This is a genomic window from Streptomyces sp. NPDC002076, assembly GCF_053593835.1.
In genome coordinates, this window is the sequence record NZ_JBSFDI010000003.1 from 403,598 (window position 1) to 430,259 (window position 26,662).

The following is a 26,662-nucleotide window of genomic DNA, read 5'->3' on the forward strand; positions in this document are numbered from 1 at the left end:
CCCTGGGCGGTTGGTGTCGGGCCGGGTTGTGTTGGGTGTCGGGCGTCCTGGGCGGTTGGTGTCGGGCCGGGTTGTGTTGGGTGTCGGGCGTCCTGGGCGGTTGGTGTCGGGCCGGGTTGTGTTGGGTGTCGGGCGTCCTGGTCGGCTGGTGTCGGGCCGGGCCGCCCCGACCGCCGCCCGCCCCAGCCGACCGGTGTCGAGCCGGACGACGCCGACCGCCGCCCGCCCCTCCGGACCGGTACCGACCGCGACCGTCCCCCTCGGTCCCACGCCCCCGCCCATACCGCCGTCCCCGCTCCCGCCATCGCCGGTACCGTCACCGCCAGGGCGCAGCCCAGTGCCGCCGTGGCCGCGACCAGCCAGACGAGCGGGCGGCCGGCCGGGGGCAGGTCCAGGTGCAGACCGAGGCGGGCCAGCGGGCCGTGCCCGGCGAGCAGGGCGGTGAGCGGTCCGGCGAGCAGCGGCGCGCAGCCGGCCGCGGGCAGTGCGAGCAGCAGCGCCTCGGCGGCGGCGAGGGCGGCGAGCCGGGCACGGGAGGCGCCGCGCGCCCGCAACAGCCGGGTCTCCTCGGTCCGTTCGGTGCTGAGCAGCCGGGCCACCAGCAGCAGTGCGTAGCCGGCCAGCAGGACCAGCTGGAGGGTGACGATCAGCAGCGTGGAGCGGGCGACCAGCAGCGAGCGGTCGATCCGGTCCAGGACGTCCGGCAGCGAGGTCTGCGCCACCGTCGTACCGTGCAGCGCCGCGCGGTCGCGCAGGCCCGCGCCGCCCGCCCGGGCCGCCGTACGCAGTCGGCCGATCCGGGCGGTCGTCATCCGGCCGAAGTCCGCCGACGCGAGCCACGCCGTGGACCCGGCGCTGACCCGGCCGCCAGCGAGGACGGAGGAGTCGGCGAGCAGCGGGCCGTACGTCGTGAAGCCGGCCTTCTTCACGCCACGGCCGAGCAGGTCGTCCAGTTGCCAGTACGGCGCCGTCACCGAGACGGGGCGGTACAGCCCGGTGATCCGCACCCGTACCGCCGGGCCGCCCAGCCGGTCGGTCAGGGTGAGCCGGTCGCCGGGTGCCAGCCGCAGCGCCCGGGCGGCGTTCTGCGGCAGCGCCACCTCGACCGTGCCGCCGGCGCCCTCGGCACGGTGCGGGCGGCGGCCGGCGGTCAGCCGCAGCTGGGTGCCGTCCAGTGCCGCGAGGTAGGTCAGGTCCGGGTCGCCGGACCGGGCCGCGGGCGGCTGCAGCGAGCGGGGCAGCGCGTACGGGCCCGAGCGGCGCAGAGTCCGGAACGTCACCGGCAGGCCGTCGAAGGTCCGCCGGGCGCCCGCGTGTACGGCGGCGTCGGCGGCGGCCCGCCCGTCCGGCGGCACGTCCGCCTTGACGATCAGCGCGGTGTCGGCGGCGTTGCGGGGATCGGTCAGCACATGGCGCAGCGCGGCGTCGCCGATCGCCGCCGAGTACGCGGTGAGAGTCGCCAGTACCGCGGTGGTCAGCACCACGGTGAGCAACGCGGCACCGAGCAGCAGCCGGTGCGCACGCGCGCGTGCGAAGACGAACCGCGTCACCAGGCCCCCGTGTGTCCGTCAGCTCCAGACCTCCCGGCGATGCTGACAGAGCCGACCGGTACCGGGTAAGCGGTTGTCGACCGGTCTATACCAGATCGTGACCGGAATCCGGCCGTGCGCGACCGGAATCCGGCGTTCAGCGGCGGCTGTTCGTCACTCCGGGGTGTTGATCATCGACGCGGCGGCGTACGTCAGGTAGTTCCACAGCGTCGTCTCGTGCTCCTCGGACAGGCCGAGTTCGTCGACGGCCACCCGCATGTGCCGCAGCCAGGCGTCGTGCGCCGCCCGGTCCACCGTGAACGGGGCGTGCCGCATGCGCAGCCGGGGGTGGCCGCGGTTCTCGCTGTAGGTGCTGGGGCCGCCCCAGTACTGCATCAGGAACAGGGTCAGCCGCTCCTCGGCCGGTCCCAGGTCCTCCTCCGGGTACATCGCCCGCAGGAACGGGTCCTCGGCGACTCCCTGGTAGAAACGGTGGACCAGCCGGCGGAAGGTCTCCTCCCCGCCGACCTGCTCGTAGAAGGTCTGCTCCTGAAGCGTGCCGCGCCGAATCTCATTCACGTCCCCTATGGTCTCAGACCGGGTGACCGAGGTGTCGGGCCTCGCACCGTCATGGTCGGCCGGGAGGTGTGTGCGGCGGCAGAGGGCAGCGGCGAGGCCGAGGAACGCCAGGTGGTCGTGGGGATGCCGCTTGTAGCGGGGTGACGGGCGGCGGTGGCCGGTGGCCAGGACCTGGTGCGCTCGACGACCCGGCGACGCCGGCCGGTCCTCGTCCTGAGCCGATTCCCTTCCCTTGCGGGCGATGCGGTACGGCGATGTGCGGGGCACCGAGTGGCTTCTGCCCCGGCTCCTTGCCGCGCTCGAGCGGACCGGCGCGTTTCGGCGTCGCCGAGGCCTCCAGCGCCGGATCACCGGCGGTCGAAAACACCCATGGGGCCTGGGAGCGGTGTCGGCGCGGAGGTCGGTGAGCGGGCCCGGGAGCTCCCGGCCGCCGGCGCCACCCTGCGGGAGCGGTGGACGGCCGTCGCACCGCGTTGGTGCAGATACCGGGCACCTTGTGATCACAGGGAGTCAGAGCCTCACCCCGTCGCCGTCCAGCAGCCCGGCGAGCCTGCTCACCAGCCTGTCGATCTCGCGGGCGCACCCGTACAGCACCTCCCGGGGTCTTCCCTCAGGGTCCGCGATGTCGTCCTCGGCCGGCGGGACGGGGAGGACGGCACCTCTGCGGGCCGCCGCGTCCGCCACCACGGCACGGAAACCCGCATCCACCCGCTCCTCCGTCTCGCCGCCGGAGGACCCGGCGGCGAGACGCACGAACTCCTTCAGGGTGAAGCAGCGCCGCATCGCAGACGGCGCGAGGCGCACGGCCGCTTCCCGGTGCTCGCACGCCAGCCCGAGGACCAGCGCGGCGCCGGCGACGAGCCGCGCGGTGAGCGGGCGCGACACGAAGCCGGAGCCGTCGGCGCCCAACTCCTCCAGCACCTCCCTGGTGGAGCCGTCCATGCCGGAGCCGTGCCACGCCTCTGTTCCGGCGCTCTCCGACCGCACGGGCGAGCCGGGCGGAAGCCTGGCGGCCAGCAGCCGTTCGGCGAAGACGGAGCGGTGCACGTTGCCCGTGCAGACGAACAGGACGCGGGTCATTTCTCGCCCGCTGGTCGCGTCGCCGCGGGCGCGACCGCCTCCTCCGGCCGGCCCGCCGTACGAGGAGCGGGCAGTTCGCCGTACTGCCCGTAGGCGCCGTAACGGCCGTAACGGCCGTAACGGCCGTAACGGCCACCCGTGGAGACCGGAGCCATGCTGAAGACCGTGCCGAGGATGCGGACGCCCACGCGCTCCAGTGATTCACTGGCGGTGCGTACCTGGTCCCGGGTGGTCTTCGCGGCGCGTACGACGAGCAACGTGCCCTGAGCGAGCGACGCCAGTCCGAGAGTGTCGGCGACCGGCAGCAGCGGCGCGGTGTCGACGATCACGACCTCGTAGGTGTCCGCCAGCTCGCGCAGTACCTCTTCCATGCGCGCCGAGGCGAGCAGCTCCGTGGGGTTCGGCGGTACGGCACCGCCGGCGAGCACCGAGAGCCCGCCGGCGACCTGCTGCATCACGTCCTCGATGCGGGCGTGCCCGATGAGCACCGTGGTCAGACCGGCGTCCTGGACCAGGCCGAACGTCGGGGCCACACACGGACGGCGCAGGTCGGCGTCCACCAGGCAGGTGGAGACGCCCGCCTCGGCGAGCGAGAGCGCGAGGTTCACCGCGGTGTTGGTCTTGCCCTCACCGGGCAGCGAGCTCGTCACCACGATGATCCGGGGCGGGTCGTCGACCTGGGAGAACTGGAGGTTGGTCCGCAGCTTGCGGAACGCCTCGGCACGCCTGGAGTGGCCGTCGGCGCTGACGAGCGGCTGCTTGGGGGCGTTCCTGTCGTAGGGGATGGTGCCGAGGCCCGGCAGCGCGGTGAACTCGCCCAGTGCGTCGCTGGCCTTGAACGTGGTGTCGAGGGTCTCGCGAAGGGCGACGAGCCCGGCACCGAGGAACAGACCGCCGAGAACTCCCGCGGCCAGGTTGAGCATCGGGCGCGGCGAGACCGGAACGGTGGGGACGACGGCCTCCTGCGTGATCCCCAGGGAGACGGGGGAAATCGTCGCGCCGTCGTCGCCCGTGCGCTTCCCCTTGGACGGCTTCGAGGGAGCCTGCTTGGGCGTCTCCAGTCGCTCGACGACCGAACTGAACCGTTCCGCGACGGCGTTGGCGATGCGCGCCGCACGCTGGGGCACGGTGTCCTTGACCGTGATGTTGATGAGCACGGTGTTGAGCGGGGCAACGGCCTTGATCTGGGAGGCCAGTTTCTCCGGTGTGGTGTGCAGCCCCAGCTCCTTCACCACGGGAGCGGTGACCTGATGGGTCGTCACGATCTCGGCGTACGACTGCACGCGGGCCTGCGAGAAGCTCTGCCCCTGGTTCATCTGGGCGGTGTCCTCGGCGGTGCGGGTGGCGACGAAGAGCTGCGCCCTGGCCTGGTAGACGGGAGTGCTCAAACTCGTCATGGCGACCGCCGCACCGACAGCGAGAACCAGACAGGCCACGACAGTCGGCCATCGTCTGGCAAGAGCCTTCAGGAATCCGTGGAGATCCAAGCTGCACCCCTCATAGGACTGAGGGAACGGCCCGAAATGGGATGTTCCGTTCCCTATGCGTGCAGCTGAAGATAGGGACTCGCACGCCTGAACCGGGGGAGCCACCCTCATGTCGGCCTGCCGAACGACCCTTGCGTCGTACACCACCCGGCCGCTTCGCCGGGGTGACGCCGCGCTCCATCGAGGGCGACCACTACACCATCCGATGGCTTCTGGGTAACTTCAGGCGATTTGGTGTCGGTATTCCCCATATATTCGATGTATTCCTGATCTTGATTACGGCTGACGCTGCAGCCCGGCCCGCACCGAAGTCGAGGAGAGTGAAGAAGATGACAGCATCGCCCAGGTGGCGAACTGCTATGGCAGCGGCAGGATCAGCTGCCGTACTTGTCGCCGCACCACTGGTGGGGATGTCGACCGCCCACGCGGATCCCTACCCGCCGACGCCATGCCCGGCGTACCCGCCGCAGCCCCCGCATGTCAAGGTCTACCCCAAGAAGGTGCGCGCCGGAGGCACCCTGAAATTCGTGGGCACTTGCTTCTCCCCCGACCAGTGGGTCATCGCGGAGCTGCACCCGCGTGAGGTCGTCCTGGGCAAGTTCAGGGCGGACGACGACGGAACCGTCAGGGGCAGAGTGGAGATCCCCAAGCGCACCAAGCCCGGGAAGCACGTCTTCGAGCTGGAAGGCAAGGACCCCAGGCTGGAGGCATTCACCGAAATCACGGTGACGCGCAGGGAGGGCCACCACGACGGCGACGACGACGGCGACCACAAGGGCGACCACGACAACGACCACAAGGGCGACCACAGGGGAGACCACGACAACGACCACAGGGGAGACCACGACAACGACCACAGGGGAGACCACAAGGAACACGGCGAACACGACCAGCACCGTACGAGCCTCGCCAAGACCGGCAACGAGAAGGCCCTGGCGCTGGGCGGCACCGCAGCGGGGCTGCTCGCGGCGGGCACCGGCGCGATGATGGCCGTGCGCCGTCGCCGCAATTCATGACGGAGCGGGACCTGACTACGGCGGTATCACGGCGTCCCGGTCCTGACCGGGACGCCGTCCCCGTGCCCGGCCGCCCCCGCCGCTCCGGTGACCGGGCGCCGGGCCGCCGTCGCGTGCTCAGGTACGCCCTGCTGGCCGCCGCGGCGCTCCCGCTGGCCGGCGCCGTCTGGATCGGTGTCACCGGACTGCTCGCCCGTTCAGAGCTGATGGCGGCCCAGCGGGACCTCGACGCGCTACGGCAGTCGACGGCACCCGCGTCGACACCCGGCTCCGCCGCCGGGGCGCCGCCCTCGGCCACCAGATCCTGGGAGCAGGCGGTGCGTTCCGCCGCCGCCCACTCCGCACGGGCGCACCGCCTCACCACCGGCCCGGCCTGGTACCCCGCCGCCGCCCTGCCCTTCCTCGGGGAGCCGGTCAGGACCGTACGCGGCGCCGCCTACGCGGCGGACCGCCTGGCCGGCGAGGTGTTGGCCCCGCTGGCGCGCGCGTTGCCCCAGCCCACGCCGGACGGTCATGGCGGGGGGATGTCCGAGGCCCTCACGGCGTTGCGGCAGCACGCGCCGGACGTCGCCCGGGCCGCGCGCGTAGCAGCCGAGGTGCGGGCCGACGTGCACGGGCTGCCCCGGTCCACCTGGCTGCCGTCGGCCGACCGGGCCCGTGCCGGGCTCGCGGAGCAGCTCGACCGCCTCGCCCCGGTGATGACCGACGCGTCCGTGGCGGCTCGTGTCCTGCCGCCGATGCTCGGCGCAGAGGGGGAACGGCGTTACTTCCTCGCCTTCCAGAACCTCGCCGAGGCACGCGGCACCGGGGGCCTGCCGGGGGCCTTTGCCGTGCTGCGGGCCCGGCGCGGCCATCTGTCCTTCGAGCGGTTCGGCAACAACACCGAGATGGCCACGGCGAAGGCGCACATCGACCTGGGAGCCGACTTCGACGCCCGCTACCAGCGCAGCGATCCGACCGGTACGTGGCCCAACTCCAACATGAGCCCGCACTTCCCCTACGCGGCCCGCATCTGGGCCGCCGCCTGGCGCGAGCACACCGGCGAGCGCGTGGACGGCGCGATCGCCATCGACCCCGTGACGCTGAGCCGCTTCCTGCGGGTCACCGGCCCGGCCCGGATGGCCGACGGCACCCAGCTCACCGCCGACAACGTCGTGGACCTCACCGAACGGGCCAGCTACGCGATCTACGACGACGTCGCCCGGCGCAAGGCGTTCTTCGTCGACGCGGCCCGCGCCGCCGCCGGGCCCCTGCTCGCGGCTGCCGACGACACACGCCGCCTGCCCGCGCTGCTCGTCGCTGTGAACGACGCCCAGCGGGAGGGACGGCTGAAGGTGTGGAGCGCCCACGCGCAAGAGCAGCGTCTCCTGGAGTCGCGCCCCTACTCGGGCACGCTCCCGGACTCCCCCGGCCCCTTCGCGGGGCTCGTGGTGAACAACGCGGCGGGCTCCAAGCTGGACTACTACCTCGACCGGCGCCTGGTCTGGGAAGCGGGCGGCTGCACCGGCGGCGACCGCCCCGTCACCGTGACCGTGACCCTGACCAACCGGGCCCCGGCCTCCGGCCTGCCCGGTTACGTCACGCTGCGGGAGGACCACCCGCCCTACCCCACCAGGCCGGGTGACAACCGGCTGCTGGTGTCGTACTACGCCGGGGCCGGGGCCACCCTCACCGGCGCCACTCTGGACGGCCGTACGGCGCTGCCCACATCCGACGAGGAACGCGGCCACCCCGTGTACACGCTGGACCTGGAGCTGCCCGCGGGCTCCAGCCGCACGCTGGTGCTGCATCTTCTGGAACCGCACGCGAACGGCACCCCCACCCTGCTGCAGCAGCCGCTGGTGACACCGTTGCGGACCACGCTGAGGGCGAAGGGGACGTGCGGTGCGTGAGCGTCTGCGGCGGACGGGGGCGCTGGTGATCTCGGGTGCGCTTGCCTTCGGATGGTGTGCGGCCGCACGTGGGGCCGCCGACGAACGGCCGCTCGCCGGGTCGAGCGTCTGCGGGTCAAGGTCCTCCAGGTCCTGCCGCACGACCCGAAGGCGTTCACCGAGGGCCTGGAGATGGCCGGCGGCACGCTCTACGAGAGCACAGGGCTGTCCGGCGTGTCCTCCGTACGGGCCGGGCCCCCGGGCAAACCGCCCACGGTCCGCGCCGCGCTGCCCGCACCCGTCTTCGGCGAGGGGATCGCCCTGCTCGGCCGATCCCTGTGGCAGCTCAGCTGGCGGTACCGGATTGCCATCGAGCGCGACGCCAGGATGCTCGCGGAACTGCGCCGTGTCCCGTACCCCGACGACGGCTGGGGCGCCTGCCTCCAGCGGGCATCCCACCGGCTGGTGACGAGCGACGGCTCGGCGCGCCTGACGTTCCGTGACCCACGGATGCTCGCGACGACGGGCGGGGTCGCCGTCACCGACGCAGGCCGCCCGGTCAATGACCTCAACGCATCAGTTCCTGATCACCGGGAAGTTCTGGCCCAAAATGTTCCATGTGGTGTTCGTGCCGGCCTGACGGACGGGCTGCCGCAGCAGCACAGCGACGCAGGTCACCGCTTGGGCCACCACGGTGCGGCGGCGTGGGTGGGTGATCTCAGATGGGCCAGTACATCGAAGGAACCGAACCGCATCGCACGCCCGAGGTGCAGCGGTGACTGCCGATTTCGGTTCCGCCGCGGGCGGCAAGTCCACCGAGCCAACGAGGGCGTCGACGTCGCCCAGGTGCTCCTCGACTCCGTCAAGATCCCGGTCGAACCGTTGGAGACGGAGAGCGAACCCGAGCGGGAGTCCATGCGGTAGCCGGCGTTCGCGCGCCGCCGAGGGGTCGCATCACGGGACGCGACCTCGGCTCCTGGTCCGTTTGTATCGGTCGCCCGCAGACGGAAGCGGACGGCATGGGCAGGAGGCATGAAGCTCTGCCCATCGGGTGAGATTCTCGCCCGCCTCAACGTCCTGCCCCATTTCACCACAGATGGTCATACACACTCGATTAGTCCTGGTTTGATACCCTTTGGAGGGCGAATGTGGCTGTTCGGGGAGACAATGCCCCAGGCACCCCTGATCGAGTCTGCGCCGACACAGGTCATCCGCAAGCAGCCATCGGCCGGTCGCCGCACCGGCAAACCCGTCTGGTACCCGGCCGCCGCCGTCCTCGGCGACGCGGCGGCGGCCGCGGTGCCGGTGTACCTGGCCTTCGCACTGATCGAGGGCGCGAACGCCATGGCGTACGCGACGGTGGCGGCCACGGCCTGGCTGCTCGTGCGCGGTTCGCGCAACCGCTACGCCGAACGCCATCTCGGTGAGGGCGACGACATCGGCTCCGCGCTGAAGGACTGGCGGATCATGATCGGACTGCTCGCGGTGGGGTGGGCGGCGACCGCCGAAAAGTCCCCCTTCCTTCTCACACTGGCCGCGCTGCTGCCCTGCGCCCCGACGAGCACCATCGGGCACGTACTGATCCGCCGTCATTTGATCGGCCGACGTCGCGACGGACGGACCGTCCGCCGGAGTCTGGTGATCGGGGAGGCCGAAGCCGTGGACGGCCTGGTGGGCCATCTCGCGCAGCGGACCGACCACGAGTTCGTCGTTGTCGGCGTGTGCCCGATCGGCGACGAGGATCCACAGGCACTGGCCCCCGTCGCCGCCCGCCTCGCACGACACGAGCCACCGAGCATGTCGGCCGACTCCACTGCGGTGCTCGATGCGGTCCGCCGACTCGACGTCGAGACGGTACTCGTCGCACCAGGACCGCTCATGACGGGAACGCGCCTGCGACGGCTGTCGTGGGCGCTGCACGCCGACGAATGCCCGCTCGTGGTCGTGCCGGGACTGACCGAAGTGGCCAAGCGCCGGGTCGGAGTCTCCTCCGTGGCCGGGCTCACCATGCTGAACGTGGCCCCGCCCTTGCGTCGTGGGCTTGCGCCGCTGCTCAAGTCGGTGACGGACCGGTTGGGCGCGGCACTGCTGATCCTGCTGCTCGCCCCCGTCCTCGCGGCGGTGGCCCTCGCCGTGCGGCTGGACTCCCCGGGCCCCGTCGTGCATCGGCAGACCCGCATCGGCCGCGGCGGAGTGCCGTTCACCATGGCGAAGTTCCGCACCATGGTCGCCAACGCGGAGCGGCTGAGGCAACAGCTGGCCGGGAGCAACGAGCAGGACGGCCGTATGTTCAAGATCCGCCGCGATCCGCGGATCACCCGCGTCGGCCGGGTGCTGCGTCGCTACTCCCTGGACGAACTGCCCCAGCTCTTCAACGTGGTGCGGGGACACATGTCCCTGGTCGGTCCGCGGCCGCCGCTGCCCGACGAGGTCTCCGGTTACGACGAAGTGGGACTGCGCAGGCTGACCGTCAAACCGGGGCTCACGGGGCTGTGGCAGGTCAGCGGCCGCTCCGACCTGTCCTGGGACGAGACGATCGCCCTGGACCTCAGGTATGTCGACAACTGGTCCCCGTCCGTCGACCTCGGCATCCTCGTCCGCACGGTGCGCGCCGTCGTCGCGGGTACCGGGGCCTACTGAGCAGTTGCCGACCTCGTTGCGGGCCAGTCCGACGCCGATGTGGACCGGTCCTGGGCCGTGCCGAGCCATTCCCCTGCCGGCCACCACCGGCGACACCCACCAGCACCGGCGATCCTCCCGGGAGGGCCCATGCCGTCGAGAATCCCTACCGACCATTCGTCCTGGGAAGGCTCCGGAGCGAACCACCGCACTGCGGGGGATGGCCTTCGCCAACCATGCGCCGGAGCCACAGACGTGCTCGCCCTGGCGGACAGGCTCTTCCGGTGGGCCGACGCCCGTGGCTGGGCGGGGCCCGACCCGTACGACGGGCTGACCGGCCCGCTGGGACGGCTGGCCGCGCACCGCGTGCTGCGGCAGGCGCTCCTGCAGACCGTCAAACGCAGCGGGATCGACCTGCGACCGGTCCTGGGCATTCGCCCCCTGCGCACCGCCACGGCTGCCGGAACCGCGGCCGGCGCCTGCGCACGGCTCTCCGCGTCCCCCGTGTGGCGGGAGCGCGCCCTCCGTCTGGGCCGATGGACGGCCACCGAGCAGATGTCCGGGCGCTACGCCGGGCTGTGGCGCTACGAGTTCGACGTGCAGACCCGTTGGGCGTACTACCCCGCCTCCGTCCCGAACCTGGTGGCCACGACCTTCTGCGCGGACGGCTGTCTCGACACCGGAACGCTGGGCGACGAGGCCGTGCGGTCGCTCGCCCGCGGACTGCTGACGCACCTGCACAACGGCGAGTTCTTCACCTACACACCGACCAGCGGCGCCCTCGTCCACAACGCCAACCTCATGGGTGCCGCACTCGCCGCCCGCCTGGCCCTCACCGGTGTCCTGCCCGGGGAACTTGCGGACCGGCTGGCCGATGGGGCCCGCGGAGCCGTCGAGGTGAGTCTGGACGGTCAGCGCCCCGACGGCTCGTGGCCGTACGGACGGGGTCCGCGACTGGACTGGGTGGACGGCTTCCACACCGGATACGTACTGCTTCGCCTCGAACGGACCGCTACGCTGCTCGGCCTGGATGTGCGGGCCCCTCTCGAACGGGGGGTGGACCACTACCTACGGAACCTGTTCGACGGCCCTCTTCCCCGCTACTTCGCGGGCAGTCGGACCAGACGGGACCCGAACAACGACGCCACGGCGGTGCGGATGGCGGCCTGGGCGGCCGAGCGCGGCTTCGTCCGGCCCGACTTCGCCCGCGCCGTGCTGACGGCCGTCGTGGGCCGCTACCCCGGCCTGGGCACCGACCCGTGGGCCAAAGGCTCCCAAAGGAACAGGGCTCTGTGGGAGTCGCCCCGGTGGAGCGCCGCTCCCCTTCTGGACGCGCTGACCGCCCTGCACGCCGTGCTGCCGGGCGGTCAGGAAGAAGTGCCAGGACCACCACACTCCGACCCGAGCAGTCAGCGGACAGGAGCCGCCTCGTAGCCCGAGAGGACGTCTGCGGTCCGCCCCGGCCCTCCCACCGCGTTCCGCTCCCACCACACGGCCGCGCAGAACAGCCCGAACACCGCAAGCCCCCGGTCACGCCTGCCCTGCACGTGTTCGGCGACGAGGCGGTCGGCGGTCCGCCGGTCGAAGAGGTCGTCGAACAGCGGGGAGCGCCGGACCTCGGTCCACAGACGGCCACCGTGCTCGCGCAGCAGCGACCGTACCGGCGCCCCGAACCCCGTCTTGGGGCGCCGGACGACGAACTCCGGTACACCCGCCGCCACCGCGGCGGCGCGGAAGAGCGCCTTGCCGTCGCCCAGCCGCAGTTGTTCCTCTGCGACGGTGCCGAGGGCGGAAGCAACCACCGGTTCCCCCAGGAACGGCACCCTCAGTTCCACGCTCGCACGCATCGACGCACGGTCGCCGTACAGCAGGTTCAGCCCCGGCAGGAACAGCCGCCTGTCGCACTCCGCCAGCGCCGCGAGGGCGGTCCCGCCCGCGTCGAGCACGGCGCCCGCCACGGCGCGATGCCGCCCGGTGACCGCGTCCAGACCGACGAGCGGCGACAGCGCTGCCCACTGCCGCCCGGAGTAGTACGCCTGCGTCGCCCACGACCAGTCGCGGGGGCCGAGTTGGAGCAGTCGCCCGAACTTGTCCGCGCGGCCCCGGTAGCGCCGGGGGCCGGGGATGACGGTGGTGGCGCCGAGGGCGGGCCGCGCCCACGCGGGGAGCCGTTGCAGCAGCAGCACGGCCTGGTACCGCTCGTACCCGAGGAACAACTCCTCGACCCCGAGCCCCGACAGCAGCACGGTGGCCGCACCGCTTGCGGCGCGAGAGAGTTGCATGAGGGTGACGGCGGCCGGGTCGCCGAAGGGGACCTCCATGGTGGTGACCAGCTCCGGGATCCGGCGCAGTACGTCGACGTCCAGGTCGACCCACGTCAGCGGCAGTCCCAGGCGCCGGGCCACCCGTGCGGCGTAGGGGGCGTCGTCCTCGAACGGCTCCGTGGTGGCCGCCGCGTTCCGCGGCCGGGCGGCGAGCGCGGGTCCGGCGAAGCCGCCCCTGATCATCTCCACGCCCAGCCAGCTGCTGTCCAGCCCTCCGCTCAGCAACAGTCCCACCGTCACGTCCGCACGCACCTGCCGGGTGACCGACTCGCGGACGGCGGTACCGATGTCCTCTGGGGGCGAAGCGGCACCAGCTCGCCACCACGGTGACGCCGGGTCACATCCCGTAGCCCGCCGCGACAGCACCGTCCCGATCGGCACGGCCCGCACTCGCTGCCAGCCGGTCCGCGGCGGCGGCGTCCACAGGAACATGGCTCCCTGCGCCACCGCGACCGGGTCGGCGTCGCCGGCCAGTCCGGCGGCCCGCAGTGGTTCGATCTCACTGGCGAGCGCGACTGTTCGGCCCGTTGTGTCCACCGCCTCGTACAGCGGTTTGATGCCCAGTCGGTCACGCCCGTAGCGCAGTTCGCCGTCGGGCAGGAGGAGGGCGAAGGCGAACATGCCGTCCATCTGGTCGAGCAGCCGCGGTGCGTCCGGCTGCAGCAGCAGTTCGTAGAGGACTTCGGTGTCGCCCGCGGTCGTGAACCTCACCTGCCGCTTCCGCAGCACCTCGCGCAGGTGCGGAGCGTTGTAGATCTCGCCGTTGTAGACCAGCACGCCCCGCTCCGGGGAACCGAAGGGCTGATCGCTCCTGGGGTCCAGGTCCACGATGGCCAGGCGGCGGAAGTGCAACTCCGCATGCCAGTTCCCCCCGTCGAGATCCAGGTGCCCGCTCGCGTCGGGGCCGCGGTGCGCGAGTGCCGCGCACAGGTCCGGGTGGGACGACCGCCGGTGCGGGGCGCTCCTGTTCAACAGGACGACGAAGCCACACATCAGATCGCCGCCGTGGCCGCAGGGGAACCACCATCCGCCTGCCCGCCTGGTTTCGGTACCGCGGCTGCTGGGGCGGAAGGGGGTGTCGGCCACTCCAGTGCCCTGGCCAGGGCCGGTGTGGCGGGAGCGACCTCCATGACGCGGTCCTCCGTGAGCGAGCGGGCCGCACGGGACGCGACCAGGGAACTCCGCAGCGCCGATGCGAAGTCGGCGGTGGCAGTGGTCTCCTTGTCCAGGGGATCGTTGCGGACCAGGCGCACGAGGGTTCGCATCTCGGCCGCGTGCCCCTTCGGCGCGCCACGGTACTTCGTCGTGGCCGCCCTGCCACCTTTCCACACGGCAAGCGAGCCGAAGTCTTCGATCCTGGCCGCCATGCCGTCGGTGGCCACTTCCAGGAGTTCCTTGGGGGCACCGGGCGGTGTCAGACCCCCGTACACGATGGACGCGGCTGAGCCGTCGTCGTACGCGAGCTGGAGGGTGACGCTCTGCGCAACGGCCGGGTCCGTCGCGTCCACGCCGACGGCCTGCACCGCGACCGGCCTCCCGGAGACCAGGAAGCCTGCGGCATCGATGAAATGACACATTTCGCCGAGCAGCCGACCGCCCTGCCGAGGGTCGAAGTACCAGTGCTCGGCCGGAAGCCGGCCCGCGAACACCCGGTAGACAATCTGGAGAGGTGCCCCCGCCGGAAGCGCGGCGCGCAGATCCCGCATTGCTGGGGCGAACCGCCGGTTGAACCCGGCCATCGCCGGGGCGCCGGAGGTCAGCCACGCGTCGGCCACGTCCTCCAGTTCGGCCTCCGTGAGGCCCAGGGGCTTCTCGCAGTACAGGGCGGCGCCGCCGCGCAGCACCTGCGCCGCGTACCGGCCGTGGCTGTCGTGGCGGCTGAGGACCATCACGCAGTCCGCGTCGCCCGAGGCGAGGCCTGCCTCGGCGCTCTCCGCGACGGTACGGAAACCCCACCGCCGGCCCTGGTGCGCGGCGGACAGCCCCCGTCCGCTGGCGACCCATGAGAACGCGACGCAGGGCTCCCGTTTCAGCTCGGGGAAGAGCGTTCTCGTCGCGAAGTTGCCCGCGCCGATCGCCGCGACCCGCAGCGTGCCCCGGGGCGCGGTCCACGTGCGGGAGCCTGCCGGCGAGGCCGGCTGGGGCGGGAGCTGCGCGGACCCGGGGTAGCGCAGGAGCAGGGCGACGCTGCGTCCGCCGGACGACGGCTTCAGCGCCTCGTAGGCCTCGGCCGCCTCCCCTACGGGGAAGACCCGCGGCTTGAGCTGGGCGAGGTCCAGCGCCCCCGTCGCCAGGAGCCGGAGCACCTCGGCGAGGTTACGCCGTTCCGTCCACGGGACGTAGCCCTCCGGGTATGGGTGGCCGCGCTCTTCGAAGCGGTGGTCGTACCGCCCCGGGCCGTAGGACCGCGCATAACGGATCGACAGTTCCTTGTGGTAGTACGACGAACGTGGCGGTACGACGCCCACGTCGCCGACGACCACCACGGTGGCGCGGTCACGGGCAAGGTGCCCTGCGACCTCGACGGGGTCGGAGCTGGCGGTGGCGGCGGTGATGAGCACCGCGTCCGCGCCGGCTCCCGCCCAGCGCCGGGATACGACGTCGGGCAGACAGTCCGTCTCCCGCGCGAAGGCCGCGAGCCCCGCCGACTCGGCGAGTGCCACCATGGCCGGGTCGGGATCGATGCCCACCCCGTCGTACCCATAGGCGCGCAGCAGTTGGAGCGTGATCTGGCCGAGCAGGCCGAGGCCGATGACGGCGATCCGTGAGCCCGGGACCGCCTCGGCCTGATGGATGCCCTGCAGCGCAATGGCGCCGACCGTGGCGAAGGCCGCCCACTGGGTGTCCACGTCCTCCGGCACGGGAACCACCAGGTTGCGGGGCACGGCGACGATCTCCGCGTGTGAGGCGTAGCGGGCCCCGGCGGCAGCGACCCGCATGCCCGGGCGGATGTCGTCGACGCCCTCACCGGTCCGCAGGACCGTGCCCGCGCAGGAGTATCCGAGCTGCACTGGGCGGTCCAGCCGGTCCTGGACCGTCCGGTAGGTGTCAGCGAATCCCGACCGCTTCACGCTGTCGATCACCTGCGCCACCTGCTCGGGCCGCTGCCGCGCCTTGCCGATCAGGCTCTGCGCGCCGGTCGAGACAGTGGCCCGTTCCGTGCCCGCGCTGATGAGCGACCATTCGTTGCGGATCAACACTGTCCCGGCGGCTGCTTCGGGGGCGGGAATTTCTCCCAGCGTGACGGCACCGGTACGCGGGGACAGAAGGACTGTTTTCATTTCCTGCCTTCACTGAAGGGAAGCGCGGATCACGGCGCACTGTAGGGAGGGCGGTGCACCGGGGCGTGCGCCTCTCCTGCGGAGCGGACCAGATGGACGAACATCTCCATGCATATGGATGAACACGCGTCCGGTATCACAGTAAATGTACCGAAATGCCTGTTCGCTGGTGGCCGGAGAGCGCATATTCCGCTCCGGGAACTCGGCCACCGGTGCGGCCCGCCCCGGGTGCGGTCCGGCGCCGCTCAGAAGGAGACTTCGAGTGAATCGACTGATGGTCGTCTACGGAACAAGACCGGAGGCCATCAAAATGGCCCCCGTCATCGAGGCACTCAACCGGTCCCGGATGTTCCGGTCGACGGTGACGGTGACCGCCCAGCACCGCGGCCTGCTCGACCAGGTGCACGCGTTGTTCGGCATCCACGCCGACCACGACCTGGACATCCTCAGCGAGCGTCAGTCCCTCACCGACATCACCATGCGCGTCCTCGACGGGGTGTGCCCCCTGCTGCGGCGCGAGCGCCCGGACGCGGTGCTGGTCCAGGGGGACACGACGACCGCGTTCGCCGGCGCTCTCGCCGCCTTCTACAACCAGGTCCCGGTGGTCCACCTGGAGGCGGGACTGCGCACCGACGACCGATACTCCCCCTTCCCCGAGGAGATCAACCGCCGGCTGGCAACCCAGTTGGCGTCTCTCCATCTGGCACCCACCTGGCACGCCCGGGACAACCTGCTCCGGGACGGCGTCGCCCCGTCGTCCGTCGTGGTCACCGGGAACACGGTCGTCGACGCCCTGCACTGGGCGGTCGGGCAGAAGGCGCACTACGGGGCCCCGGCACTGGCCGACCTCGACGACACCACCCGCCGGGTCCTGCTGGTGACGGCCCATCGCCGTGAGTCGTGGGGGAGCGGAATGGAGTCCATCGGCGGTGCACTCGCCGATCTGGCCCGTACCGAGCCCGACTTGCTCATCGTTTTCCCGCTGCACCCGAATCCGGTGGTGCGGGCGGCGATCCTGCCCCATGTGGAGGGCATCGGAAATGTACGACTGACGGAACCGCTCGCGTACGGCGCCTTCGCCCGGCTGATGGACCGGTCCCACCTGATCCTGACCGACAGCGGCGGCATCCAGGAGGAGGGACCGGGCCTGGGCAAGCCGGTGCTGGTCATGCGGGACACCACGGAGCGCCCGGAGGCCGTCAGGGCCGGCACGAGCCGCCTGGTGGGGACCGACCGCGAACACATCGTGAAGCAGGTGCGCGGGCTGCTGCACGACCGGGAGGCCTACGCCTCGATGGCGCGGGCCGTCAACCCGTACGGCGACGGGCGGGCCGCGGACCGTACCGTACGGGCGATCGGGCACTGGATGGGACTGTGCGAGCGCCCCGCGGAGTTCGGCCGCGTGCCGGACTCCGCGGGCGGCTCCGCGTCAGCGCCAGAGGCCGCGGGTGTCGAACACGGCCTTGCCACGCAGCGCGGTCCGCTTGACTACGCGGAAGGCGTCGTGGTCCACGAGCAGCACGACGACGTCCGCGTCCCGCACGGCGGTGGTGATGTCGACGAGTTCGGCCCCGCCCCTGCGTGCCAGTGACGGCGGCAGTTCCCTGATGTGGGGCTCCGCGATCAACAGCCGGCCGACCTGTCGCTCCGCCAGTTGCGTGACGATATGCAGGGCGGGACTCTCCCTCAGGTCGTCGATGTTCGCCTTGAAAGCCAGTCCGAGACACGCGATCACGGGGTCCTTGAACCTCTCTGCTGTCCGGACCACCTCGCCGAGCACGTAGTCGGGCCGGTTGTCGTTGACCTCGCGGGCGAGCCGGATGAGCCTCGACTGCCGGGGCGCGGAGCCGACGATGAACCAGGGGTCCACGGCGATGCAGTGGCCACCGACGCCCGGCCCCGGCCTCAGGATGTCGACCCGGGGGTGGCGGTTGGCCAGGGCGATGACGTCGCCGGCGTCGATGCCGAGGTGGTCACAGACCATGGACAGCTCATTGGCGAAGGCGATGTTGACATCACGGAAGGCGTTCTCGCTGAGCTTGGCCATCTCCGCCGTCGTCGCGTCGGTGAGCAGGCACTCCCCCTTGGCGAACACCTCGTAGAGAGTCCGTGCCCGGTCGGCGCAGCCTTCTCCCACGCCCCCGATCACCCGGTCGTTCGTCACGATCTCGATCATGGTCCGCCCCGGCAGGACGCGTTCGGGGCAGTGCGCGACCCGCACGTCGGGCGCGTCGCCGCCCTCGTGGGGGAACGTCAGGTCGGGGCGGTGCTTGCCCAGCAACCGGGACAGCTCCACGGTGGTGCCGGGGGGCGAGGTGGACTCGAGGATGACGAGGTCACCCGCTTTGAGGACCGCCGCCACCGACGCCGCGGCGCTGCGCACGTACGACAGGTCTGCCGTGCGGTCCTCCTCCAGCGGGGTGGGTACGGCGATGACGAAGGCGTCCGCGGGCTCGGGTGCGGCCGCGGCGCGCAGCCGTCCCATGGCTACGGCGCCGCTGACGGCCACCGCCAGATCCGGTTCGACGAAGGGGGCGCGACCACTGTTGATGAGTTCGACGGTGGCCGGGTTGACGTCGACACCGACGACGTCGATCCCGTTCGTGGCGAGCGCGGCGGCGGTGGGCAGGCCGATGTAGCCGAGGCCGACGACGCAGACACTGGAGAACACCAGGAGAATTCCTTTCCGGAGGTGCGTACCCCTCAGGCCCCTTCGGGGATGGACTGGCAGACCAGAACCTGCCCCTCGGAAAAGGCCGGCCGCAGGTGGGCCGCGATGCGGGAAACAGCGTCGTAGGAGCGAGCCCTGAGGCTATTGCCGGAGTCGACGTGATAGAAGAACCACTGTTTCGGGCGCAGCCCGCAGTCAGAGACGAGACGCGCCAGCGACGCAGGCGTGAAGACATAGACATGGTCCGGATGGATGATCTCCAGGCCCGCCAGCGTGTTGATCATATTCTTGGCGGCCAAGCCGTTGGGAGTCGACAGGATCAGCTCGACACCGTCGCCCGCTTCCCGCATCAGGGCCGCAATGCCGCGCAGGAACGAGGCGGCGTCCCGCACGTGTTCGATGACATCACCGGCCAGTACGATTTCAGGCCTGAATTTCACCAGGTCGCCTCTGTCCTTCGGATCTGCGACATCGGCCACCGAGTATTCACCCCCCAGGTGGTCGCGCAGGAGCTCTACGCCGGCAAGGTCGACGTCCACACCATGCACTTCAGATGCCGCCCGCAAGAGCTTGGCGTGCAGAAGTGATCCTTTCTCCAGCCTCTCGGCGGTCAAAGGGGAATCCGCGCAGCCGACGTGGAGGACGCGACGTCCAGCACAGAGGTTCAGCAGCAGAGCATCCCGATCCCCCCACACCGGCGCACTGACAAGCTGCTGGGAAAAGAACCCAGACTTCGACATGACACCTCTCCTCTTAACCCACCCACTCTTTTTCAGGAGAGTATCCTTGATTCCTCGGAACGTTGAGGAATGACACACCACGGGACCGCGGCACCGATGATACAGAAATCACAAATAATGATCGGGCCGGTGGTGCCTGGCCTTACCTGGAGAGAGAAATGCCTCGTCGCCGAATCGCCATTGTGCAGCCGTACATTTCACAATACCGCACCGCATTCTTTCAGCGCCTTGCCATGGATCTCTCAGATCGCGGAGTAGAACTCGTGGTGGCCCATGGGGATGCCCACGGCGATCAAGCAGTACGCGCCGACACCGCATCCCTGGAAACCGCCGTTCACTTGCGACAGCGGACATTCCGAATCGGCTCCCGAACTCTGGTCCACCGCGATCTCGGTGAGCTGGCGAGGAATTGTGATGCATTGGTACTGGAACAGGCGCTCCACAATGTGGAGCTCTATACGACGCTACTTAATCCCCGACGCACGCCGGCCATTGCTCTATGGGGGCACACGTACACACACCTGAGAACCGCAGGCTGGGCCCGGAAGGTCGCGACGGGCGCACTCACCCGTCGTGCCCACTGGTTTTTTGCATTCACCCAGGCAGGAGCGGATCACGAAGTATCCCAGGGGTTCCCGGCCGAGCGCATCACGATGGTGTATCACTCCATCGACACCTCGGCGCTGAGGGAAGCACGGACAAGGGTCGCGGAAGATCGCCTGCAAGCGTTCCGGGAACGCCATCGCCTCGTCCCCGGCCGTACTGCTGTTTACCTCGGTGGGCTCGACACGATCAAACGCACTGGTTTTCTTCTCGCGGCTGCGGCTTCGGTCGCCCGGCGACTGCCGGGATTTCGACTGTTGGTGGCGGGCGACGGCACAGAGCGACACCTGGTTGAGCAGGCGGCTGCTCGGGGGGCGGAAACAGTGTACCTGGGCAACGTGTTCGATGACGAGAAACGGGCGCTGCTCGGGCAGGCAGCTGATCTGATGCTGGCGCCGGGAGCCGTAGGACTGTGCGCGGTCGTCTCATTCGCTTTGCAGACTCCCGTAGTGACCGTTCCTCGGCCCGACCACGGTCCGGAGTTCGAGTATCTGGAAAACGGGCGAAACTGTCTGATCGCACCGGACGACGTGGAATCCTTCGCCCAGACTGTGGCGGATGCACTCTGCGATCCCACCCTGTTGGCACGTCTGAAGAAGGGATGCGAGGCCGACGCCGGCTTTTACACCTTGGAGCGGTTCAGCAGCAGTTTCGCGGACGGTGTCGTGCGCATGCTCGAGACGGATGGACGCTGCCCCTGAACGGCGTCACCGGGCTCACCGACCCGCGACCTTCGCCGCCGCTCGGTGGAGAACGTCGGTTGCCGGCCGCCAGACCGGTCTCGTCCGGCGTAGCCAGTCCGGCATCTGCCGACTGAGCGCGAGTTCGGCTTCCCGCTGTGACTCGGAGTGCCTACGGACCGTCAATGAGTCGGGGTGATAGCGGATTTCACCGAGGACCGAGGCGACATAGCGCAGCCCTCCGAAGGCCGCGAGCCTCCGATGGAAATCGACATCGAAGGCAAGACGAAAGTTGTTGTCAAGTCCTCCGATTGCCTCCACCGCGGTACGTCGGTAAAGGCAACCGGGCTGATACACCATGTTGTACCCCAAGCGCAACATCAGTGGACCCACCCGTCCAGGGCGCATGATTTTGAAGGCTTTTCCATCGCCATCGATGTAGCGCACCTGACCGTATGACATCGCGGCGTCGGGCCGGCGCTCAAGGGCACGTAGCGCCTGGGTGATCGACCCCGGGGTCAGCCGATCGTCGTCGCCCAGCCAACCCATGACGTCCACGCCGTCACCGAAGTATTTCCAGCCCGTCATGACTGCATCCACAATGCCGGAGCCGCTCTGCGGGAGCACAGTGGTGCGGGGAGAAGTGGTTTGCCCCACCGCAGTCAGCGCAGCGGGTGACGACACGACAACCAGGCGAAGCCTGCTATATGCCTGCTCGGTCAGCGAATTCAGACACTCCATCAGCAGTTCGGGACGATCGCCGAGCGTGGGTACCACCATTCCGACGCGCATCATCTTGGCCTCCTGGCTTGTCACGGCATACGGGATTCGCGGGCCCGACCAGAAGTCCCACGAAAAATCAGGGCGGCCGCCGCAGCGGTGCCGAGATAGAGACCCTCGAGCCTCATCCATGGAGAGAAAACGAGGTCCCAGCCCAGTTGCGCAAAAAGGAATGCGAAGAGCAGAGCATACGGCCCGGATCCATTTTTGATCGCAATGACGAGGGACAGCAGAACAAGCAGCACGGGAAGCAGAACTCCAGGAAGCACCGCGATGCCGTTCTCCGCCCAGAGTTGAAACAGAATCGAGTGGAGGAAAAGCCCTTTGCCGAAATAGTAGTTCTCTCGACGCTCGTTGAAATCGACATCGCCGGCCCGCAGTTTCCCCAGAAAATCACTCCGGGTCTCGCGGCTCACCTGAGGTGTCAGTCCCCTGCCGATGAACGGGGACTCCTTGATGATTACATAGGACGCCAGGATTTCCGGACGGGCCCCCACCAGTACCCCGCCCTCCACCTCGCTCTGGCCCTCCCATCTGTACTGCTGCTCCGCCCCTAGAGCTCCCTCGGAGGCCAGGTAGCCATAAAGGGTCGGGACGGAGCTGGCAAACAGGATCAAGCCGACCGGGATGAAGAAGGCTCTTTTCCAACTGAGCCTTGCTTCACGACGCCCGGCGAGCACTGCCACGGCACCCGCCGAGCAAACGATCATAAACTCGGAGCGGAACCCCAAAAAGAGGCTGACAAGGGCCACCACGATCACCACGGCGGCTGCACTGACACGCATCCGCCGGGAAAGTAGCGCGAATGCGATAAGGATAGCCGCCAGGCTGACAACCGGCCCGTATCCGTACTTCCATGGGTCGATACTCGGATTACTCCGGAAGAAAATCGCGATATTGCATGTCAGTCCCGCAACGAATGACACGACGTACACGCGAACAACAGCCGGCCGACCCTGGAGGGCCCACATCCCACCGCAGAAACTCACAAGAACGGCAAGCGGACGGGACAGGACCAGGGCCGTGTCATGAATCGAGTCGTCCGCCACAACTTCGGTCAGGGCGGCCCCGAGCAGCCACACAAGCAAGAGGAGAAGGTTCCAACGCGCCATCTTCCAACGCCATGCAGTGGCGAGGACCACAGGCGTGATCATCAGTACGACAACGTGTCCGATGGTGAGACCCGACTGCGTGTAAGGTCCCCATGCATTGCCCAGGCCGACAGCCGCAGTCACAACCAGACGGCCGCCCTGTCCCCGCGACGAGCGCGCTGGCTGCGGCTGCCTGACGGGCACCCTTTGCACAATGATGCGGCTTTTCTCCGTGCTTGTCCGGGAGGACATCTTCGTGTCAAGCATGGGACATGGACCTCCGGAGGTTGGGGAGGAAGAGACAGGTCATGACGGCGACGACCGATCCGATGACGGGTCCGCTCGCACCGAGATGACGCGCCAGGACGATCGAGAGGGCCAGATTCACCAACGCCATCACTCCGGCTCTCTGCGCTTGGAACTTCAGACCGGCGGCGTCGGTCAGCCACATGCTGGCCGGATAGGAAGCGGACTGGACCAGCAGCAGGGCCGCGAAGGCAGCCATGAGTCCCGTCCCGACTTCAACCTTTCCGTGCAACATCCAGGAAGCGACCGCCGGACCGAAGAAGATCAGCCCCGCGCCGAGGATCGCGCCTCCGACCCCGAAGTACAGGGTCAGGCGTGAAACATGACGTGCGTGCGGCCGACCCGAGGTGCCGCGTTGCCGGGCGAAGATGGTCCACAGGGGCAGACCGGTGGCGCTGGCCAGAGCTACAGCAGGTGCGAACAGACGCGCACCGGCCGAGTACGCGGCAACGGCATCGGAATCGGCGGTATGGGCGAGGACCAGCCGATCGGTCGAATAGGCCACGGCCAAAGCAGCGTTGATGACGGCCATGGGCCCGGCGAGGTGCCAGATGCGTGTGGGAGTGTGCCGGGTGTCGAGGCTTCCCAGGACCATCCCGAGCAGCGGCAGACCGAGAATTCGCCCGGCCCGCAGCAGACATGCTGCACCCATCAGACACTGCGCGGCGAAGCCCGACACGATGAAGGCCGGGGACGGCGCATGTACGGCCCCCGACAGCGTGATGAACCCCAAGGTGAGGACACTGCCCAGCATTTGGAACAGCAGGGCGGTGTGGGTTCGGTTCAACGCGATCAACACGGAATTTCCCAGGTTCAGCGGCAGGCTGCACCCGAAGAGCGTGAAGGCGACGGCGACCGAAACCTCACCAGATCGCTGTGCCCCAGAATTGAGCACGGTGCTCCACACGCCAAAACACGCAGGAACGATACCGACAAGGGCACTCAGGATGCCCGCGCAACTGAGCAGGCGCGCACTTGTGATAATCGTTCCGTGCAGGTCCCGATGGTCGTCGGCACTCCTCTTTCCCACCGCTTCCACGATGGCCGCACCGGTACCGAGATCATTGAGCGGCAACAGCAGCGGAAGCGTTGTGACGAGCGCGAAGAAGGCGAAGCCGGTCGGACCCAGGGCATCAACCACGATCCGTGTCGCAACAAGGGTGGAAACCGCGGTAACCGGAAGACTCACGGCTTTGACCCCGAGTGAACGTCCGGCGGCCCGCAGATGGGGGGCGAGGACGCTTTGCTGAGGTTCGATCCGCTCCTGTGCCGACTGTGCTCGCTGCGGTGGAGGTCCTGTCCGAAAAGGCGACCGGACCGATACTTCTTCCCGGGCTTCGCCGGGCGACTTCCCTTCGTTCACGACGCGGCCGGCCCTACTGAAATCTGAGCGTGGAGAACCACGTGCGGACGTCCCTTCCTGGCGAAGTGTGTCAGCATGCTACGGCAGAATCACCAGAAATCGGTGTATATTCGTCGCCTGCCGGAAAAACAAAAGGAATTCGGACACGTGATCGTTTCGCTGCGAGGAGTCCGCGGAGGGGCAACGACTGCCGTTGGATCCCGTGATCGCCCCACCACTGAACTGCGCGTGGCGGTCCCGCTGCATGAGGAGCATCCCTCGCACTATGCGGTGAGGGATCTGGTCGCCGAATTCATCGGACAGGGCGCCCACGGCGTGGAGGTCAGGACCCCGCCTTTGATCGGTCGGGCTCTCGCCAGATCACACTTCTGCCTCCCCCGTCGGTGGCGCCGCCGTAAAGGACCGGTCATCGTCCCCATGATGGGAGCACGGTTCGGCCAGCTCTACGCGGCCGGCCTCGCGGGAGATGTCGTCCCGTACTGCTGGGACGTGTGGGAGCCGACCTGGGAGTTGTGGGCCCGTCGGCTGCGGCCCCTACGGCCCCCGGCCGTTTTCGTCACGGCCCTCCAGTCGGCACGATTCCTCGCTGAGGCGTTGCCTCAGTCCCAGGTCATCCATCTCCCCGAGGCGACACGGGTCGCTCGGCACGATTCCGGCACCTGTCTGGATGCGAGGAGGGTCGGCATCCTGGAGCTCGGACGTCGGCACGCGGATTGGCACGAGGCAATCACTGAGGCCGTGCGGCTGCATTCTCCCCTTCCCCACCTGTACGAGAACGAGCCGGGCCGACTCGTGTATCCGGATGAACACGCTCTGCGGCGCGGCCTGTCGGATGCGGTGATCTCGGTCTGCTTCCCGTCCTCGCTCACGCATCCACAGCGCTCCGGCAACGTGGAGACGATGACTCAGCGATATCTCGAAAGCATGGCGTCAGGGTGTCTTGTGCTCGGGCACGCACCTTCGGAATTGGTGGCCCTCATGGGTTTCAATCCTGTCGTCGAGGTCGATTGGAACAACCCGGCTCAACAGGTGCTGGACATCCTGGCCTCACCCGGCAGCTGGCAGCCGGTCGTCGACCGGGCGCTGAAGCGACTGCGTGAGGTGGGTGATTGGAGCGCACGAATTCGTACCGCCCGGGAGAGACTGCTGGCAATCGGACTCTTGTGATGCATCGGCTGGCGTGCCCCGGACGAGTGAGATTCCTGCGGCCGTGAAAGGTCCGCGCGCCACGTCCGGAGTTGTCACAGCTAGGCTCTCCGTCCGACCGCGGGAATAATTCCGCTACTCCGACCGGATGTGAGCGCGACCACTACTCCGCTCCTCCGGAACACAGACAGGCAATCGCCTCCTATGCCCAGCATGCTGAAGACCATTCTCATCGCGGTGCCGACCACAGGTGCGCGCCCGCTGCGTCCTTTGCTCGACGACCTCGTTCAGCAGGCTCGAGTCACCGAGAGCAGTGGTCTGCGCGCGGTGTCGATCCTGATCCTGGACAACTCGGCGGCCGGGTCGAAGTCGGTCCGTGAGGCCGCGGCCGCCTGCGGCGTCGCGTACCGGCGCGTCGAGAAGCGTGGTTACTCCCAGGTCCGCAACGCGGCAATCGACGCCGCCTGGCAGTACGATGCGCTGGTTTTCATCGACGACGACGAGCGGCCGGTTCCGGAATGGCTCGGCGCCCTGGTCGCCAGTGCCGAGAACAACGACGCCGACGTCGTCGTGGGTCCTGTCGTGATCCGTCTGCCTCAGGGGGCACCCCGATGGCTCGACGAGGGGCGGCTGATTCGCCAGGTGAGGACCCAGGATGACGGGCCGCTGGAAGGGCCCGCCCAATCCGGAAACACACTCGTCCGAATGTCCACGGTCTGTCGCACGGGTCTGCGTTTCAACTCCGCGTTCGACAGGACGGGCGGCGAGGACTCCGTCTTCTTCCATGAAATGACCCAGCGCGGAGCACGGATGTTCTTCACCCGCACCGCACTTGTCTTCGAAACCCCCGACCAGGACAGGATGACGTTGTCGGGGGTTGTACGCCGTGCCTTCCACGGGGGCCGGACCTCGGCCGTGGTGGAGGCCGAGATCAGTGGTATGCCGATGTCCCGTCGACTGATTCGGAGAGCGGGCAAACTCAGTCTTGCGCTTTGCCGGGTCCTTTTCGGTACGGTGTGCGGCCGGTCTGTGGACTGTGTGCTGGGCATGCAGGAAATTTCCTTCGTGTGTGGCTGGGGTATGGCGCTCATCACGGGACGTTCGGGAAGCGCGGTCAGCCTGAGTGAGTGAACGCTTCTCATCCCGCGGTTCGCGGGTGCCGGCGGCTGGTGGTCCGGGTTCGTCACGTGGCAGGGCTCCTGGCCGTTTCGCTGGTGATCTCACTCACCGGCGTCTCGGCACAGGAGCCCTATTGGCCCCGTATCGAGCCATGCTCGATACGGGTGCGGTCGTCCCCGATCTCAGCCAGGACAAGAGCGAGCATCTGCTTGCCGAGTGCGTCCTCGACGAGCAGTGGCTGGTGAGCCCGGTCGGCGCGTTTGGGTGCGGGCCGGAGCTGGGCGCGGGTCAGTTGCGCGGCCTTGGTGGGGCCGAAAGCCCGCCGCAGCACCAACCGAATCGGTCGTGCAGCCGCCGCCGTTCACGCCGTCGAGATC

20 protein-coding genes and 1 pseudogene are annotated in these 26,662 nt (G+C 69.2%); 9 read left to right on the plus strand and 12 right to left on the minus strand.

The window, feature by feature from the left end; all coding sequences use genetic code 11:
• The 4 genes from ACWCQS_RS09015 to ACWCQS_RS09030 all read right to left on the minus strand — a co-directional run.
• A partial coding sequence (locus ACWCQS_RS09015; RefSeq protein ID WP_451003818.1) for an FtsX-like permease family protein occupies positions 1 to 1,550 on the minus strand: 1,550 nt, incomplete at its 3' end.
• A 153-nt stretch (positions 1,551 to 1,703) separates the two neighbouring features.
• Entirely contained in the window at positions 1,704 to 2,117 is a 414-nt protein-coding gene (locus ACWCQS_RS09020) for a globin (RefSeq protein ID WP_451003925.1), read from the minus strand.
• Positions 2,118 to 2,618: 501 nt separating this feature from the next.
• Entirely contained in the window at positions 2,619 to 3,188 is a 570-nt protein-coding gene (locus ACWCQS_RS09025; protein WP_451003819.1) for an arsenate reductase/protein-tyrosine-phosphatase family protein, read from the minus strand.
• A complete protein-coding gene (locus tag ACWCQS_RS09030) occupies positions 3,185 to 4,786 on the minus strand; it encodes a polysaccharide biosynthesis tyrosine autokinase (protein ID WP_451003926.1) in 1,602 nt (533 codons plus the stop codon). Before ACWCQS_RS09030 ends, ACWCQS_RS09025 begins: the two co-directional genes overlap by 4 nt.
• A gap of 299 nt (positions 4,787 to 5,085) precedes the next feature.
• Between ACWCQS_RS09030 and ACWCQS_RS09035 the strand changes: the two genes are divergently transcribed.
• The 5 genes from ACWCQS_RS09035 to ACWCQS_RS09055 all read left to right on the plus strand — a co-directional run bounded on the left by ACWCQS_RS09035 (position 5,086) and on the right by ACWCQS_RS09055 (position 11,615).
• A complete protein-coding gene (locus tag ACWCQS_RS09035; RefSeq protein ID WP_451003820.1) occupies positions 5,086 to 5,691 on the plus strand; it encodes an LPXTG cell wall anchor domain-containing protein in 606 nt (201 codons plus the stop codon).
• A 62-nt stretch (positions 5,692 to 5,753) separates the two neighbouring features.
• On the plus strand, positions 5,754 to 7,583 hold the full coding sequence (locus ACWCQS_RS09040; RefSeq protein ID WP_451003821.1) for a DUF4012 domain-containing protein: 1,830 nt from the start codon (positions 5,754 to 5,756) through the stop codon (positions 7,581 to 7,583).
• Positions 7,584 to 7,637: 54 nt separating this feature from the next.
• Positions 7,638 to 8,486 (plus strand): glutaminyl-peptide cyclotransferase, encoded by an 849-nt coding sequence (locus ACWCQS_RS09045; protein WP_451003822.1) that lies wholly within the window; start codon positions 7,638 to 7,640, stop codon positions 8,484 to 8,486.
• Between the two features lie 243 nt (positions 8,487 to 8,729).
• Complete coding sequence (locus ACWCQS_RS09050) at positions 8,730 to 10,202, plus strand: exopolysaccharide biosynthesis polyprenyl glycosylphosphotransferase (RefSeq protein WP_451003823.1); 1,473 nt, start codon at positions 8,730 to 8,732, stop codon at positions 10,200 to 10,202.
• Between the two features lie 234 nt (positions 10,203 to 10,436).
• Complete coding sequence (locus ACWCQS_RS09055) at positions 10,437 to 11,615, plus strand: hypothetical protein (RefSeq protein WP_451003824.1); 1,179 nt, start codon at positions 10,437 to 10,439, stop codon at positions 11,613 to 11,615.
• On the opposite strand, the gene asnB is transcribed toward ACWCQS_RS09055, so the two are convergent.
• Positions 11,591 to 13,498, minus strand: coding sequence for an asparagine synthase (glutamine-hydrolyzing) (asnB, locus tag ACWCQS_RS09060; RefSeq protein WP_451003825.1), 1,908 nt, complete (start codon positions 13,496 to 13,498; stop codon positions 11,591 to 11,593). The two genes, ACWCQS_RS09055 and asnB, sit on opposite strands and share 25 nt — an antisense overlap.
• Positions 13,498 to 15,702 carry a bi-domain-containing oxidoreductase gene (locus tag ACWCQS_RS09065; RefSeq protein ID WP_451003826.1) on the minus strand — a complete coding sequence of 735 codons (2,205 nt, stop codon included), beginning with the start codon at positions 15,700 to 15,702 and terminating at the stop codon, positions 13,498 to 13,500. Before ACWCQS_RS09065 ends, asnB begins: the two co-directional genes overlap by 1 nt.
• A 346-nt stretch (positions 15,703 to 16,048) precedes the next feature.
• Here ACWCQS_RS09065 and wecB point away from each other — a divergent pair, with 346 nt between their 5' ends.
• Positions 16,049 to 17,377 (plus strand): non-hydrolyzing UDP-N-acetylglucosamine 2-epimerase, encoded by a 1,329-nt coding sequence (gene wecB / locus ACWCQS_RS09070; RefSeq protein WP_451003827.1) that lies wholly within the window; start codon positions 16,049 to 16,051, stop codon positions 17,375 to 17,377.
• Here wecB and wecC read toward each other — a convergent pair.
• A pseudogene (wecC, locus tag ACWCQS_RS09075) lies at positions 17,279 to 18,457 on the minus strand (UDP-N-acetyl-D-mannosamine dehydrogenase); the annotation flags it as partial. The gene wecB and the pseudogene wecC overlap by 99 nt on opposite strands.
• Before the next feature lie 32 nt (positions 18,458 to 18,489).
• Positions 18,490 to 19,197 (minus strand): class I SAM-dependent methyltransferase, encoded by a 708-nt coding sequence (locus tag ACWCQS_RS09080; protein ID WP_451003828.1) that lies wholly within the window; start codon positions 19,195 to 19,197, stop codon positions 18,490 to 18,492.
• A 158-nt stretch (positions 19,198 to 19,355) separates the two neighbouring features.
• On the opposite strand from ACWCQS_RS09080, the gene ACWCQS_RS09085 reads away from it, so the two are divergent.
• Positions 19,356 to 20,501, plus strand: a complete 1,146-nt coding sequence (locus ACWCQS_RS09085) for a glycosyltransferase family 4 protein (protein WP_451003829.1) — start codon at positions 19,356 to 19,358, stop codon at positions 20,499 to 20,501.
• A 15-nt stretch (positions 20,502 to 20,516) separates the two neighbouring features.
• Here ACWCQS_RS09085 and ACWCQS_RS09090 read toward each other — a convergent pair whose 3' ends face one another.
• From ACWCQS_RS09090 to ACWCQS_RS09100, 3 genes are read right to left on the minus strand one after another with little or no spacing between them, the layout of a single operon-like run.
• Positions 20,517 to 21,296 carry a glycosyltransferase gene (locus tag ACWCQS_RS09090; protein WP_451003830.1) on the minus strand — a complete coding sequence of 260 codons (780 nt, stop codon included), beginning with the start codon at positions 21,294 to 21,296 and terminating at the stop codon, positions 20,517 to 20,519.
• Positions 21,293 to 22,618 carry a hypothetical protein gene (locus ACWCQS_RS09095; RefSeq protein ID WP_451003831.1) on the minus strand — a complete coding sequence of 442 codons (1,326 nt, stop codon included), beginning with the start codon at positions 22,616 to 22,618 and terminating at the stop codon, positions 21,293 to 21,295. The genes ACWCQS_RS09090 and ACWCQS_RS09095 overlap by 4 nt, the downstream gene beginning before the upstream one ends.
• Positions 22,611 to 23,798 carry a lipopolysaccharide biosynthesis protein gene (locus ACWCQS_RS09100; RefSeq protein WP_451003832.1) on the minus strand — a complete coding sequence of 396 codons (1,188 nt, stop codon included), beginning with the start codon at positions 23,796 to 23,798 and terminating at the stop codon, positions 22,611 to 22,613. The genes ACWCQS_RS09095 and ACWCQS_RS09100 overlap by 8 nt, the downstream gene beginning before the upstream one ends.
• Before the next feature lie 297 nt (positions 23,799 to 24,095).
• On the opposite strand from ACWCQS_RS09100, the gene ACWCQS_RS09105 reads away from it, so the two are divergent.
• Both ACWCQS_RS09105 and ACWCQS_RS09110 read left to right on the plus strand, forming a co-directional pair.
• Positions 24,096 to 25,187 carry a hypothetical protein gene (locus tag ACWCQS_RS09105; RefSeq protein ID WP_451003833.1) on the plus strand — a complete coding sequence of 364 codons (1,092 nt, stop codon included), beginning with the start codon at positions 24,096 to 24,098 and terminating at the stop codon, positions 25,185 to 25,187.
• Positions 25,188 to 25,379: 192 nt separating this feature from the next.
• Positions 25,380 to 26,297: a glycosyltransferase gene (locus ACWCQS_RS09110; RefSeq protein ID WP_451003834.1), complete on the plus strand. Its 918-nt coding sequence runs from the start codon at positions 25,380 to 25,382 to the stop codon at positions 26,295 to 26,297.
• A gap of 118 nt (positions 26,298 to 26,415) precedes the next feature.
• Here the strand turns inward: ACWCQS_RS09110 and ACWCQS_RS09115 are convergent, their stop codons facing one another.
• Positions 26,416 to 26,616, minus strand: a complete 201-nt coding sequence (locus tag ACWCQS_RS09115) for a hypothetical protein (RefSeq protein WP_451003835.1) — start codon at positions 26,614 to 26,616, stop codon at positions 26,416 to 26,418.
• Positions 26,617 to 26,662 lie beyond the last annotated feature (46 nt).

Excerpts from the sequence above, each read along its gene's own strand:
- ACWCQS_RS09025 (WP_451003819.1), bottom strand. The coding sequence starts at position 3,188 with ATGACCCGCGTCCTGTTCGTCTGCACGGGCAACGTGCACCGCTCCGTC.
- ACWCQS_RS09030 (WP_451003926.1), bottom strand. The coding sequence starts at position 4,786 with ATGAGGGTGGCTCCCCCGGTTCAGGCGTGCGAGTCCCTATCTTCAGCT.
- ACWCQS_RS09035 (WP_451003820.1), top strand. The coding sequence starts at position 5,086 with ATGTCGACCGCCCACGCGGATCCCTACCCGCCGACGCCATGCCCGGCG.
- ACWCQS_RS09050 (WP_451003823.1), top strand. The coding sequence starts at position 8,730 with ATGCCCCAGGCACCCCTGATCGAGTCTGCGCCGACACAGGTCATCCGC.
- asnB (WP_451003825.1), bottom strand. The coding sequence starts at position 13,498 with ATGTGTGGCTTCGTCGTCCTGTTGAACAGGAGCGCCCCGCACCGGCGG.
- ACWCQS_RS09080 (WP_451003828.1), bottom strand. The coding sequence starts at position 19,197 with ATGTCGAAGTCTGGGTTCTTTTCCCAGCAGCTTGTCAGTGCGCCGGTG.
- ACWCQS_RS09085 (WP_451003829.1), top strand. The coding sequence starts at position 19,356 with ATGCCTCGTCGCCGAATCGCCATTGTGCAGCCGTACATTTCACAATAC.
- ACWCQS_RS09095 (WP_451003831.1), bottom strand. The coding sequence starts at position 22,618 with ATGCTTGACACGAAGATGTCCTCCCGGACAAGCACGGAGAAAAGCCGC.
- ACWCQS_RS09105 (WP_451003833.1), top strand. The coding sequence starts at position 24,096 with ATGCTACGGCAGAATCACCAGAAATCGGTGTATATTCGTCGCCTGCCG.
- ACWCQS_RS09110 (WP_451003834.1), top strand. The coding sequence starts at position 25,380 with ATGCTGAAGACCATTCTCATCGCGGTGCCGACCACAGGTGCGCGCCCG.